A 12306-nucleotide genomic window follows, 5' to 3' on the forward strand; every position below is an offset into this window, starting at 1 on the left:
CACAGCCAACAGGCAGGACTGATTCACCGTGGCAGATTCTTCCCAACCCGAAAGCCTTTACGCCAAGCGGGAACCGATCTTTCCGCGTCGCGTCTCCGGGCCGTTCCGCAATCTGAAATGGGTCATCATGATCCTGACGCTGGGGGTCTACTACCTTGCGCCCTGGATCCGCTGGGACCGGGGGCCGGAACTGCCTGACCAGGCGATCCTGGTGGATCTCGCCAACCGCCGCTTTTATTTCTTCTGGATCGAGATCTGGCCGCATGAATTCTACTTCATTGCCGGCCTGCTGATCATGGCGGGGCTGGGCCTGTTCCTGTTCACCTCGGCGCTGGGGCGGGTCTGGTGCGGCTATACCTGCCCGCAGACGGTCTGGACCGACCTGTTCATCCTGGTCGAGCGCTGGGTCGAAGGCGACCGCAACGCCCGCATCCGCCTGCACCGGCAGAAGAAACTCGATGTCCGCAAGGCGCGGCTGCGGGTGACCAAATGGGCGCTGTGGTTCCTGATCGGGCTGGCCACCGGCGGCGCTTGGGTGTTCTACTTTGCCGATGCGCCGACGCTGCTGCGGGACCTGGTGACCGGCCAGGCGCACCCGGTGGCCTACACCACCATGCTTGTGCTGACGCTCACCACCTTCGTCTTCGGCGGCTTCGCGCGCGAACAGATCTGCATCTATGCCTGCCCCTGGCCGCGTATCCAGGCCGCCATGATGGACGAGGATACGCTGGTCGTCGGCTACCGCTACTGGCGGGGTGAGCCGCGCGGCAAGGGCAATGTGCGCAAGACGGGCCAGGAACAGGCCCTCGCGGCCGAAGCCGCCAGCCAGGCCGGTGGCGTGATCGAGGGCAAGGCCTACCCGGCCCCGAAACCCGGCGCGCCCCTTGCGCCCCAGCCGGTGGCCGAAGAGCATGGCGACTGCATCGACTGCATGGCCTGCGTCAACGTCTGCCCCATGGGCATCGACATCCGCAACGGCCAGCAGCTGGAATGCATCACCTGCGGGCTGTGCATCGACGCCTGCGACGACGTCATGGCCAAGATCGGCAAGCCGCGGGGCCTGATCGACTACATGGCGCTGTCGGATGAAACGCGCGAACAGGCGGGCCATACGCCCCGCTCGGTCTGGAAGCACATCTTCCGCCCGCGCACGATCCTTTACACCGCGCTCTGGTCCATCGTCGGGCTTGGGCTGGTCTTCGCGCTGTTCATCCGGTCCGACATCGACCTGACCGTCGCCCCGGTGCGCAACCCGACCTATGTCACGCTCGCCGACGGGTCGATCCGAAACACCTACGACGTGCGTCTGCGCAACATGCATGGCGAGGACCGCGAGTTCCGTGTTACCCTGTCCGGGGACCTGTCGCTGCGGGTCGAGCTCGAGGGCACGCCCTACGGTTCGGTCACCGTGCCCGCCGACACGATGAAGCTGCAGCGCGTCTACGTGGTGGCCCCGCCGGATTCGGACGCCGCCGCCTCGGAACGGACCGAGTTCCGCTTCTGGGCCGAGGATCTGAACTCGGGCGACCGCGCCTCCAAGGACACCGTCTTCAACGGGAGGGCCAACTGATGGCCGATATGCAGGAACCAAAGATCAAGGGCTGGCACGTGTTTGCCGGATTCGCCGCCGCCTTCGGCGTGATCATCACGGTCAACGTGGTGATGGCGACCAAGGCGATCGGCACCTTCCCGGGGCTCGAGGTCAAGAACAGCTATGTCGCCAGCCAGACCTTCGATGCCCGGCGCGAGGCGCAGCTGGCCCTCGGCTGGACCGCCAGGGCCGAGACGGACGGCAAGACCCTGCGCCTGTCGATGCGCGACGCCGCCGGCCAGCCGCTGCAGCCCGCCGCGCTGGCGGCGCAGCTGGGCCGCCCGACCGAGGTCAAGGATGACAGCTACCCGTCCTTCACCTTCGACGGCAGCGATTACGTGGCCCCGGTCGACCTTGGCCCGGGCTACTGGCACCTGCGCGTGAATGCGCGCGCCGCCGACGGCACCGCTTTCGAGCAGCGCCTGGACCTTTACATAGCCGGATAATCCCATGGCCACTGCCATCTCTGCCTGCCCGGCCTGCAACGCGGCCCCCGCCGCCGAGGACCTGGCCGAAGCCGCCCTTGCCTCGGCCCGGGACAGCGAGGTGCTGCTGTCCCTGCCGACGATCCATTGCGCCGCCTGCATCTCGGCGGTCGAGCAGGGGCTGCGCGCCCATCCCGGCGTGCGGGCCGCGCGGGTCAACCTGACCCGCAAACGCGCCACAATCGACACCGAGCCGGGCGTGACGCCGGAAGAGCTGCGCAGCCTGGTCGAAGGGCTGGGCTACGAGGCGCATGAGCTGGACGCCGCCAGCCTCGGCATGACCGAGACGGACCGCGCGGGACGGGGCATCCTGATGCGCCTTGCCGTCGCGGGCTTTGCCGCGATGAACGTCATGCTGCTCAGCATCGCGGTCTGGTCCGGCGCCGAGGGGCCGACCCGCGACATGTTCCACTGGATCTCTGCCGCGATCACCTTGCCGGCCATCGCTTTTTCCGCGCAGCCCTTTTTTGTCAACGCCTGGCACGCCCTGCGCGCCGGGCGGCTGAACATGGACGTGCCGATCTCGCTCGCCATCGGGCTGGCGGTCGTGACCTCCCTGTGGGAGACGATGCTGTCGGGCGAACACGCCTATTTCGACGCGGCCATCGCGCTGACCTTCTTCCTGCTGGCTGGCCGCTACCTTGACCACCGCACCCGGGCGCTGGCCCGGTCGGCGGCCGAGGAACTGACCGCGCTCGAAGTCCCCCGCGCCATGCGCTTTGTCGGCGGCGTGCCGACCGAGGTGCCCGTGGCCGCGCTGCGGGTTGGCGACCTGCTGCTGGTCCGCCCCGGCGCGCGGATGCCGGTCGATGGCGTCATCACCGAAGGTGCGTCCGAGCTCGACCGGTCCCTGCTGACCGGCGAAACGCTGCCCGTCGCCGCCGCGCCGGGGCTGAGCGTCAGCGCGGGCGAGGTGAACCTGACCGGCCCCTTGACCCTGCGCGCCACGGCCGTGGGCCGCGACACCTCGCTGCACCGCATGGCCGACTTGGTGGCCGTGGCCGAAAGCGGCCGGTCGAACTACACCTCGCTGGCGGATCGTGCGGCGAAACTCTACGCGCCCGGGGTGCATATCCTGTCGGCGCTCAGCTTCCTCGGCTGGTATCTCTGGTCGGGCGACATGCGCATCTCGCTGAACATCGCGGCGGCGGTGCTGATCATCACCTGCCCCTGCGCGCTGGGCCTCGCGGTGCCGGCCGTGACCACCGCCGCCTCGGGCAGGCTGTTCCGCAGGGGCATGCTGATCAAGCACGCCACGGCGCTGGAACGCCTGGCCGAGGTCGATACGGTCGTCTTCGACAAGACCGGCACGCTGACCGCCGGCACCCCGCTGGCGCTGGACGTGCAGGCGCACGGAGACGCCGCCCTGTCGGTCGCGCTGGCGCTGGCGACGGGCTCCTCGCACCCGCTGTCGCGGGCTCTGGTGGCGGCCGGGCAGGGCGCCACGCCTGCCGATGTGACCGGGATCACCGAGGTCCCTGGCCACGGCGTCGAGGGCCTCTGGCAAGGCCGCCGCGTGCGCCTTGGCCGCGCCGACTGGCTGGGCGCTGAGGCCTTGGGCGACACCACCGCCACCTGGCTCGACCTGGGCGACGGCGTGCCGCTGGACTACCGCTTCACCGACCGCCCCCGCCCTGGTGCCGCCGAGGCCGTCGCGGCCCTGCAAGCCGCCGGCCACCGCGTCATCCTGCTCTCGGGCGACACCGACGGCCCTGTCCGTGCGTTGGCCGAAGATCTCGGTATCGCCGATTGGTCCGCCCGCCAGACGCCGCAGGACAAGGCCGCGCGCATCGCCGCCCTGCGCGACACGGGCGCCAAGGTCCTGATGGTCGGCGACGGACTCAACGACACGGCGGCGCTGGCCGCGGCCCATGTCTCGATCTCGCCCGCCTCGGCGCTCGATGCCGCGCGCGTGGCCTCGGACATCGTGCTGCTCGGCGCGGATCTGTCGCCCATCGCATCGGCCATCACCACCGCCCGCACCGCCACCCGCCGCATCCGCGAGAACTTCCAGATCGCGACGCTTTACAACATCATCGCCGTGCCGCTCGCCGTCGCCGGCCTCGCCACGCCGCTGATTGCCGCGCTGGCCATGTCGTCCTCGTCGATCACGGTCTCCCTCAACGCACTTCGACTGGGGCGCGACGCATGAACATCCTCGCCTATCTCATCCCGATCTCGCTGATCCTTGGCGGGATCGGCTTGGCCTTCTTCGTCTTCACGGTGAAGACCCGGCAATACGACGACCCCGAGGGGGACGCGCAGCGTATCCTTTCCGGCGACTACGACGACCGCCCCAAGCCCTGAGCGAGGCAGGGGGCGCTGCCCCCGTCCGCCAAGGCGGACTCCCCCGAGGTATTTTTGAAACAATGAAGACAGGGGCGCCTGATCCCCTTCATTGTGCCCCTAAACTCCGGGGAGCGCGAGGGGCTGGCCCCTCGCATGGCTGGATGCCGCGCCTGCGGCGCGAGGGGCTGGCCCCTCGCATCCCTCACGCAGCCACCAGCCCCGGCCGTTGATCCAGCAGCCGGTCCGTGGCCATCGCCCCGATCCACATCGCAAACAGCGCGAGCCAGGCGGTCCCGGCAAAGAGTGATCCGCCCGAGACACCGGCCCCAATCGCACACCCCCCGGCCAGCATCCCGCCAAAGCCCATCAGCGCGGCCCCGGTCATGGCGCGGCGCATGTTGGCCTCGTTCTCGAAGCCCTGGAAGCGGAATTCCCGGGCCCAGAGCGCGGCGAGGAAGGCCCCCAGGAAGACCCCCGGCACCAGCCCGGTGTCGAAATCCAGTACCGAACTGCGGTCGAGGAAGAACATCAGCGTCTCGGCCGATGGCCCGGTGAAGGTCGCGCTTTCCACCTGCACCGGCTCGAAGGCCACCTGGCTCAGCGCGAAGGTCAGCACGTAGCCCACCGCCACCGCGAAGCCGACGCCCGAGGCAAAGACCAGCCGCGGCCAGCCGATCCGGTTGCGCTGCGCGATCCCCAGCGCCAGCACCGCCAGCCCCAGCCCGATCAGCAGGCCCAAGACCTTGGGCAGATGCGCGAACGCCAGCAGGTCGAGGTTCATGCCGCCTTCCGTCACCCACAGCCCCGCCAGCTGCTGCCGCACAGGGCGCAGCCAGCCGCCAAGGCTCATCTGCGCGACAACGGCAAAGACCAGCCCCGAGACGACCGAGCGCAGGTTGCCGGTCGCCGCCAGCACCAGCAGCCGCCCCGAGCAGCCCCGCGCCATCACCATGCCTGCGCCGAAGAGCAGCCCGCCAATGATCGCCCCGGACCAGCTGCCCGGGATCGCCATGATCCGCGCATCCGTGCTGCGCATCAGGCCCAGCAGTTCGGCCCCCTGCACCCAGGCCACGGCGGTCGAGAAGGTCAGCAGCCAGACCGCCACCTTGTCACCCATCTGCCCGCGGGCGAATTCCACCGTCGCCGCGCGCAGGCAAAAGCGCGACCGTTGCGCCGCCACGCCGAAGATCAGCCCGGTGATCAGCCCGAAGAGCGCCGCCGTCAGGCTTTCCCCGATCGCTTCGGTCAGCCAGATGATGTCCATGGGGAGCCTCGCAAGAATTCAAGATTGCGCATGTATAAGGCCTGGGCCGCAAAGGGAGCCTTGATCTGGATCAGGCGGGCGATTTGTGCGTCGCGGCACAGAAATTCCTCTCGCCAGAGGCCCGTGCGCGGCGTAATGGATGCGCATGACACGTATCGTCTCCCTTGACTCCGCACGCGACCTGCCGCTCTGGCAGCGCCCGATGACGCTTCTCTTCGTCATGGCCGCCGCCATGCCGATCGCCTTTGCCACCTGGTCGGCGCTGCTGAACAACTTCGTCATCGAAGTGGCGCAGTTCGACGGCCATGACATCGGCTGGCTGCACACGGTGCGCGAGATCCCGGGCTTTCTGGCCATCGGGGTCATCGCCCTGTTGATCTTCGTGCGCGAGCAACTGCTGGGGCTGGTGTCCCTGGCGATGCTGGGGGCGGCGACGGCGATCACCGCCTGGTTCCCGAACCTCGGCGGGATCCTCGTGATCACCATGCTCAGCTCGATCGGCTTTCACTATTACGAGACGGTCAACCAGTCGCTGCAGCTGCAATGGCTGCCGAAAAAGGACGCCCCCCGCATACTCGGCCTGCTGCTGGCCACCGGATCGGCCGCGACACTGGTCAGCTACGGGCTGCTCGTCCTGCTGTGGGAGCCGCTGAACCTCAGCTACAACCTCGTCTACATGCTGTCGGGCGGTGCCACGCTGGCCATCGCGCTCTTCTGCATCCTGGCCTATCCGAACTTTGCCGCGCCGCATCCGCAGGTGCGCCGCATGGTGCTGCGCCGCCGTTACTGGCTTTATTACGCGCTGCAATTCATGTCGGGCGCGCGGCGGCAGATCTTTGTCGTCTTCGCCGGCTTCATGATGGTCGAACGCTTCGGCTTCGAGGTGCACGAGGTCACGGGCCTCTACCTCGTCAACCTCGTGATGAACATGGTCATCGCCCCGCTGCTGGGCCGCGCCGTCGGCCGGTACGGAGAGCGCCCGGCCCTCATCGTCGAATACACCGGCCTGATCGTGGTCTTCCTCGCCTATGGCGGCGTCTACTGGTTCGGCTGGGGCGTCGTCCTGGCGGCCGTGCTCTACGTCATCGACCACATGTTCTTTGCCCTGGCGCTGGCGCTCAAGACCTACTTCCAGAAGATCGCGGACCCTGGCGACATCGCCCCCACGGCGGCGGTCGCCTTCACGATCAACCACATCGCGGCGGTCTTCCTGCCGGCGGCTCTGGGCTATCTTTGGCTGGTCTCGCCCGGCGCGGTCTTCGGTCTTGCCGCGGGGATGGCGGGCATCTCGCTCTGCCTCGCACTGATGATCCCGCGCCACCCCGAACCGGGGCACGAAACGATCTTTGCCCGCTTCCTGCCGGCCCCGGCGGAGTAAGGTCAACCAGTCGGATGTTCCTGGTGGTGACCCTCGGGCTGCCTCCGGCGGGAGTATTTCGGGAAAAGTGAAAGCAGGGCGTCCCGATCCGCTCTTCATCTTGCCCCTAAACTCCGGGGAGTGTGAGGGGCTGGCCCCTCACTCCGACCCCAGCCAAGGGCGCGCTCCTAGCCGAACAGGTCCGACTGACCAGGCGCGCGGGGGGCTGCCATCCCGAGATGCGTCCAGCCTTTCTGCGCCAGCATCCGGCCGCGCGGCGTGCGGGCGATGAGGCCTTGTTGCAGCAGGTAGGGCTCCACCACCTCTTCGATGGCGTCGCGGCTTTCGGACAGGGCGGCGCTGATCGTCTCGATCCCGACCGGGCCACCGGCGTAGTTCTCGGCGATCAGCCGCAGGTAGCGGCGGTCGGCGCCGTCGAGGCCCAGACCGTCGACCCCGAGCCGGGTCAGCGCCATGTCGGCCAGCTCGCGCGTGACGACGCCATTGCCCTCGACCACCGCGAAATCGACCACCCGGCGCAGCAGGCGCCCGGCGATGCGCGGCGTCCCGCGGGAGCGGCGGGCGATCTCGCGCGCGCCATCGGGGTCGGCCCGCACGCCCAGCTTGGTGGCGTTGCGGGTGACGATCTGGTTCAGCTCTTCGATCTCGTAGAATTGCAGCCGGGTCGGGATGCCGAAACGGTCGCGCAGCGGCGTGGTCAGCAGGCCCAGCCGGGTCGTGGCGCCCACCAGGGTGAAGGGCTGCAACTCGATCCGCACGGTGCGGGCGGCCGGGCCTTCGCCGATCACGAGGTCGAGCTCGTAATCCTCCATCGCCGGGTACAGCACCTCTTCGATCGCCGGGTTCAGGCGGTGGATTTCGTCGATGAAAAGCACATCCCGCGATTCCAGATTGGTCAGGATCGCCGCGAGGTCCCCGGCCTTGGCCAGCACCGGCCCCGAAGTCATGCGGAAGTTCACGCCGAGCTCGCGCGAGATGATCTGCGCCAGCGTGGTCTTGCCCAGCCCCGGAGGCCCGTGGAACAGCGTGTGGTCCATCGCCTCGCCGCGCGACCGGGCCGACTGGATGAAGACGCGCAGGTTGGCGCGCGCCTCGGCCTGGCCGACGAAATCGTCGAGGGTCTGGGGTCGCAGGGCGCGGTCTCGGTCCTCGGGCAGAGGCTCGGGACGCAGGGTCGGGTCGGGCTGGTCCATGGCTTAACCCTTCGGCGCCAGCAGGCGCAGCGCGGCGCGGATCAGCGCGGGCGTCTCGGCCTCGGGCGTCTCGCTCGCCGCCTGGGCCACGGCCTGGGCCGCGTCCGACGGGCCGTAGCCGAGGTTCTGCAGCGCCGACAGCGCCTCGGATTGCGCGGCGGCCGAGGGGGAGGGCTTGGGCGCCGCGCGGCGTTTCGGGGCCGGGGCGGCGCCCTCTGGCTCCACCACCGCCTCGCCCGTGGCCTGGGCCAGCGTGCCGCCCAGGGCCATGATCCCCGGCGCCTTGTCCTTGAGGTCCAGCACGATGCGCTGCGCGGTCTTGGGCCCGATCCCCTTGGCCGCCTTGATCGCGGCCGCGTCCCCAAGCGTGATCGCCCGGCCGACGCCATCCGCGCCAAGCGCCCCGAGGATCGCGAGCGAGGCCTTGGCCCCGACGCCCTGCACCGACATCAGCAGGCGATGCCATTCCTTTTCCAGCAGGGTCTGGAAGCCGAAAAGCTGCAGCAGGTCCTCGCGTACCAAGAGGTCGGTGTACAGCGACACCGCCTCGCCCGGGCCGGGCAGGGCGGCCAGCGTCCGGTCGGTGCAATAGACCATGTAGCCGACGCCGCGCACGTCGATCAGCACGTGGTCGTCGCCGCGATGATCCAGCACGCCTGTCAGCTTGCCGATCATGCGCTGCGCGCCTCGCGCAGGCCGGGGGCGCGGTGGTAATGGGCATGGGTGATCGCAATGGCCAGCGCATCGGCCGCGTCGGGCCCGTTCAGCACCACGCCCGGCAGCTGCATCCTGACCATATGCGCCACCTGGTCCTTGTGCGCATGGCCCACGCCCACCACGGTCTTCTTGACCTTGTTGGGCGCGTATTCCCCGATCTCGAGCCCCGCCTGCGCCGGCACCAGCAGCGCCACCGCCCGGGCCTGGCCCAGCTTGAGCGTCGCCACCGCGTCCTTGTTGACGAAGGTCTGTTCCACCGCGGCCGTGTCGGGGGCGTAGCGGCGCACCACCTCGGCCAGTTGTTCGAACAGCGACAGCAGGCGCGGGGCCAGATCGCCGCTCGTGGTGTGCAGGATTCCGTTCGCGACATGGGTGAGTCGGCTGCCCGAGACGTCGATCACGCCCCAGCCGAGGTTCCGCAGCCCCGGATCGATCCCTAAAACACGCATCACCGCCCCTGCTCTTGTTGCTTTTTCGCTTCGGTAGCACGAAACGCGAACAAAGGCCATGTGAAAGCACGCGGCCAGATCGCGACATCGGCCTGTCCATCCGCGACATTTGGCGAAACCGACATACGATTTGCGACATTCCGGCCCGGATTCGCGACGCGTCTAACGCCCTGTTTTTGGTAAATTTTTCGCGAAGGCAGCTATGTTGCCATCGCATAGGGGGCATGCAAATTGGGCGGATTGCCAAAAATATCGGCGTTACATAAATGCCCGATATCCGAGCACAGACTCAACCCTTCAAACCTAGGAGACGAAGACATGGCATCGCTGGATACCTCTCGCGCGATTTATCGCACCGTTACTTTTACCGCCGCTTTCGGCGAGGCGCTTGCCTCGGTCTTCGGCACCCTGACCGCCTGGAACGACGCCCGCGTGACCCGCAAGGCGCTGTCGGCCCTGAGCGACCGGGAACTGGACGACATCGGTCTCGTCCGTGGCGACATCGAAGAGCTGGCACGCCGGGGCTGGTAAGCCCGTTCGGCCAAGCCGGGGCAAAAGGCACCGGCGCGAGCTCTCGGACCATTCAAGGCCGCGTTTCCGAAAGGAACGCGGTCTTTTTGCGTCGGCACCTCGGGCATGGCCGGGGCGGGACCGGGGGGTGCACAAGCGACAAGGCCGCGCCCCAACTGGAACGCGGCCTGTCTGACCAGACGAAAACTTGAGAGGAGACCGTTATGGGCGCGCCGTTCTGACGCGTCTTTTCACATACTCGAGAGCAGTTCGACCACGCGGACCGTGAGTGGGTCGGCCTGCATGATGAAGGAGCCAGCCTGTTCGACGAACGTGCCATCCGCCAGCGCATCGATGCGCTGCTGGTAGGGCTCGGTGCCCAGCTGCCACAGCAGGATCGACTTGAACAGCACAAAGCCCAGGATCGTCAGCGCGACGCCGCGAACGGGCATCTTGACGGATGATTTGGGCTCCATCGTGACGAGGCCGGTGGCCTTGTCAAGCTTCGCACGGACTCCGCGCGACTTCTTGTCGTGCTGTTTTTCAATCCGGCTCAGGCGTTTGCCGAAATTTGCCATGGACTGGTCCATGTCGCTCTCCGAGTTCGGCCCCCACCGAACAGTGACGGTGGTAAAGCTCGAATGTGGCAAATTTGGGGCGAACGCCGCAATTAACTCAAATTAACGACGACTTTAGGACTGTTTACGGAGAATAAGCGTCGTCCAGTCACCAATCTGTTCCTGGTGGTAAAGATTGGTTCCGACCTGTGCATAATGGTCGATGACCTCCTGCGCCTGGTCGTTGAGAATTCCGGACAGAATCGCGTAGCCGCCGGGGGCGAGCGCGCCGGACATGTCGGCGGCCAGGCCGATCAGCGGCGCCTTGAGGATGTTGGCGAAGACGAGGTCGTAGGGCGCGGCCTTGCGCAGTTCGGGGTGGCCAAAGCCGCCGGCCTCGAGGCAGCGCACCCGACCGGTCAGGTCATTGGCGGTCACGTTCGCCTCGGCCACCTCGACCGCGACCGGGTCGATGTCACTGGCCAGGATCTCGCCCTCCCAGATCCGGGCGGCGGCCATGGCCAGCACGGCGGTGCCGCAGCCGATGTCGACCACCGATTTGCCGACAAAGCCTTCGCCCGCCAGCCGGTCGAGCGCGCGCAGGCAGCCCAGCGTCGTGCCGTGATGCCCGGTGCCGAACGCCATCGCGGCCTCGATCAGCAGGGGCAAGGCATCGTCGGGCACCTGGTCCGCGTCATGGCTGCCGTAGACGAAAAAGCGGCCAGCCTGCACCGGCGACAGCTCGCGCCGGACCTTGGCGACCCAGTCGGTTTCGGGCAGTTCCGACACGACAAAGGGCTTGGCGCCAAAGGCGACGGCCAGAAGGGCCAGCCCGGCCTCGTCTGGTTTCTCGACGAAATAGCCGCCGACCTCCCACAGGCCCGAGCCGTCCTCGATCTCGAAGACGCCGACGCCCGTGGGTTCCGGGTCGAGCCGTTCCATCGCCTCGCCAAGCGCTTCGGCGGGGTCCTTGCCAGTGAGCGTGGTCAGGGCGGTGAATGTGGGCATGGGCGTGATCCTCAGGGTTTGGTTTCGCCTATGCGGCTGGGGGGCGGAAATCAAGCCGGGGTCGACATTCGGGGCGGTTTTGGGCACATCGGGCGCGTCCGAGACCGAGGTGCCCATGACCCCGAAAGAGATCGAAGCGTTGTTCACCCGCAACGATGGCCAGTACCTGTGTGCCCGTTGGGGGCGTCCGATCGCGCCGATCGTCTTTGGCGTGGACGATGGCACGCTGGGGATCGTCAAGGGCGCGCTCGAGGCGGTCGTGGCCCTGGCCGGGCACCAGCTGGCCGAGACGGACCCCGAGCTGGGCACCAACCTCATGGTCTTCTTCTTCCGCGACTGGGACGAGCTGACGGCGCTGCCCGACCTGGACCGGCTGGTGCCGGATCTCGGCCCGCTGGTGGCGCGGCTGAAAGCGCAGGACGCGGCGCAGTACCGGTTCTTCCGCTTCGACGCGGCCGGGGCGATCCAGGCGGCCTTTGTCTTCCTGCGGATGGATGCGGCCGCGCTGGCCCAGCCGGCCGAAGAGCTGGCGCTGGCGCAGGCGGTGCAGGTGATGCTGCTTTGGTCCGAGCAGGCCTTTGCCACGCGGTCCCCGCTGGCCCGGGCGCCCTCGGGTCACGTGATTCTGCGGCCCGAGATCGCGGGCGTGATCGCGGCGGCCTATGATCCGGTGATGTCGGCGGTGGCACAGGACCCCAGCCATGCGCTGCGGCTGTTCGCCCGGGTGACTGCGGGCGGAGCAGGGTAGGGCGACTGACCGATCAAGTCCGTAATGCAGGGGGAAGCAGCAAGTCACAGCGATGTGTTCTGTGGCTGGAACTTCTCTTTAGGACACGCCGTCAAGACGTTGCCCTGTGCGGAATCA

At 67.9% G+C, this 12306-nt stretch carries 13 protein-coding genes; 7 read left to right on the forward strand and 6 right to left on the reverse strand.

Translation table 11 applies throughout. The features are described 5' to 3' along the window. The first annotated feature begins 28 nt into the window (after positions 1-28). The 4 genes from MF270_RS00250 to ccoS are packed head-to-tail and all read left to right on the forward strand — an operon-like array spanning position 29 to position 4383. Positions 29-1570: an RdxA/RdxB/FixG family protein gene (locus MF270_RS00250; RefSeq protein ID WP_238363840.1), complete on the forward strand. Its 1542-nt coding sequence runs from the start codon at positions 29-31 to the stop codon at positions 1568-1570. Continuing rightward, on the forward strand, positions 1570-2037 hold the full coding sequence (locus tag MF270_RS00255) for a FixH family protein (protein WP_238363841.1): 468 nt from the start codon (positions 1570-1572) through the stop codon (positions 2035-2037). Before MF270_RS00250 ends, MF270_RS00255 begins: the two co-directional genes overlap by 1 nt. A gap of 4 nt (positions 2038-2041) precedes the next feature. Beyond that, on the forward strand, positions 2042-4228 hold the full coding sequence (locus tag MF270_RS00260) for a heavy metal translocating P-type ATPase (RefSeq protein ID WP_238363842.1): 2187 nt from the start codon (positions 2042-2044) through the stop codon (positions 4226-4228). Beyond that, entirely contained in the window at positions 4225-4383 is a 159-nt protein-coding gene (ccoS, locus tag MF270_RS00265) for a cbb3-type cytochrome oxidase assembly protein CcoS (RefSeq protein ID WP_238363843.1), read from the forward strand. Before MF270_RS00260 ends, ccoS begins: the two co-directional genes overlap by 4 nt. Before the next feature lie 184 nt (positions 4384-4567). On the opposite strand, the gene MF270_RS00270 is transcribed toward ccoS, so the two are convergent. Next, positions 4568-5629 (reverse strand): YeeE/YedE family protein, encoded by a 1062-nt coding sequence (locus MF270_RS00270; RefSeq protein ID WP_238363844.1) that lies wholly within the window; start codon positions 5627-5629, stop codon positions 4568-4570. 145 nt (positions 5630-5774) lie between these two features. On the opposite strand from MF270_RS00270, the gene MF270_RS00275 reads away from it, so the two are divergent. After that, positions 5775-7007: an MFS transporter gene (locus MF270_RS00275; RefSeq protein WP_238363845.1), complete on the forward strand. Its 1233-nt coding sequence runs from the start codon at positions 5775-5777 to the stop codon at positions 7005-7007. A gap of 167 nt (positions 7008-7174) precedes the next feature. Here the strand turns inward: MF270_RS00275 and ruvB are convergent, their stop codons facing one another. Genes ruvB through ruvC form a run of 3 tightly spaced genes read right to left on the reverse strand, consistent with a single transcriptional unit; the run spans position 7175 to position 9366 of the window. Beyond that, positions 7175-8200 carry a Holliday junction branch migration DNA helicase RuvB gene (ruvB, locus tag MF270_RS00280; protein ID WP_238363846.1) on the reverse strand — a complete coding sequence of 342 codons (1026 nt, stop codon included), beginning with the start codon at positions 8198-8200 and terminating at the stop codon, positions 7175-7177. A 3-nt stretch (positions 8201-8203) separates the two neighbouring features. Further along, a complete protein-coding gene (gene ruvA / locus MF270_RS00285) occupies positions 8204-8875 on the reverse strand; it encodes a Holliday junction branch migration protein RuvA (RefSeq protein ID WP_238363847.1) in 672 nt (223 codons plus the stop codon). Continuing rightward, positions 8872-9366 carry a crossover junction endodeoxyribonuclease RuvC gene (gene ruvC / locus MF270_RS00290; protein ID WP_238363848.1) on the reverse strand — a complete coding sequence of 165 codons (495 nt, stop codon included), beginning with the start codon at positions 9364-9366 and terminating at the stop codon, positions 8872-8874. Before ruvC ends, ruvA begins: the two co-directional genes overlap by 4 nt. Positions 9367-9684: 318 nt before the next feature. Here ruvC and MF270_RS00295 point away from each other — a divergent pair, with 318 nt between their 5' ends. Beyond that, on the forward strand, positions 9685-9897 hold the full coding sequence (locus tag MF270_RS00295) for a DUF1127 domain-containing protein (protein WP_238363849.1): 213 nt from the start codon (positions 9685-9687) through the stop codon (positions 9895-9897). 230 nt (positions 9898-10127) lie between these two features. Here the strand turns inward: MF270_RS00295 and MF270_RS00300 are convergent, their stop codons facing one another. After that, positions 10128-10466: a hypothetical protein gene (locus MF270_RS00300; protein ID WP_238363850.1), complete on the reverse strand. Its 339-nt coding sequence runs from the start codon at positions 10464-10466 to the stop codon at positions 10128-10130. Between the two features lie 102 nt (positions 10467-10568). Continuing rightward, on the reverse strand, positions 10569-11441 hold the full coding sequence (locus MF270_RS00305; protein ID WP_238363851.1) for a 50S ribosomal protein L11 methyltransferase: 873 nt from the start codon (positions 11439-11441) through the stop codon (positions 10569-10571). A gap of 115 nt (positions 11442-11556) precedes the next feature. Between MF270_RS00305 and MF270_RS00310 the strand changes: the two genes are divergently transcribed. Next, positions 11557-12189, forward strand: coding sequence for a hypothetical protein (locus MF270_RS00310; RefSeq protein ID WP_238363852.1), 633 nt, complete (start codon positions 11557-11559; stop codon positions 12187-12189). Positions 12190-12306 lie beyond the last annotated feature (117 nt).

This window comes from Mesobacterium pallidum, assembly GCF_019966535.1.
GTDB lineage: Bacteria > Pseudomonadota > Alphaproteobacteria > Rhodobacterales > Rhodobacteraceae > Mesobacterium > Mesobacterium pallidum.

What these genes read in the sequence shown, in the direction of transcription:
- MF270_RS00255 (WP_238363841.1), top strand. Translation starts at nt 1,570, where the DNA reads ATGGCCGATATGCAGGAACCAAAGATCAAGGGCTGGCACGTGTTTGCC.
- MF270_RS00260 (WP_238363842.1), top strand. Translation starts at nt 2,042, where the DNA reads ATGGCCACTGCCATCTCTGCCTGCCCGGCCTGCAACGCGGCCCCCGCC.
- ccoS (WP_238363843.1), top strand. Translation starts at nt 4,225, where the DNA reads ATGAACATCCTCGCCTATCTCATCCCGATCTCGCTGATCCTTGGCGGG.
- MF270_RS00270 (WP_238363844.1), bottom strand. Translation starts at nt 5,629, where the DNA reads ATGGACATCATCTGGCTGACCGAAGCGATCGGGGAAAGCCTGACGGCG.
- MF270_RS00275 (WP_238363845.1), top strand. Translation starts at nt 5,775, where the DNA reads ATGACACGTATCGTCTCCCTTGACTCCGCACGCGACCTGCCGCTCTGG.
- ruvB (WP_238363846.1), bottom strand. Translation starts at nt 8,200, where the DNA reads ATGGACCAGCCCGACCCGACCCTGCGTCCCGAGCCTCTGCCCGAGGAC.
- ruvA (WP_238363847.1), bottom strand. Translation starts at nt 8,875, where the DNA reads ATGATCGGCAAGCTGACAGGCGTGCTGGATCATCGCGGCGACGACCAC.
- ruvC (WP_238363848.1), bottom strand. Translation starts at nt 9,366, where the DNA reads ATGCGTGTTTTAGGGATCGATCCGGGGCTGCGGAACCTCGGCTGGGGC.
- MF270_RS00295 (WP_238363849.1), top strand. Translation starts at nt 9,685, where the DNA reads ATGGCATCGCTGGATACCTCTCGCGCGATTTATCGCACCGTTACTTTT.
- MF270_RS00300 (WP_238363850.1), bottom strand. Translation starts at nt 10,466, where the DNA reads ATGGACCAGTCCATGGCAAATTTCGGCAAACGCCTGAGCCGGATTGAA.
- MF270_RS00305 (WP_238363851.1), bottom strand. Translation starts at nt 11,441, where the DNA reads ATGCCCACATTCACCGCCCTGACCACGCTCACTGGCAAGGACCCCGCC.
- MF270_RS00310 (WP_238363852.1), top strand. Translation starts at nt 11,557, where the DNA reads ATGACCCCGAAAGAGATCGAAGCGTTGTTCACCCGCAACGATGGCCAG.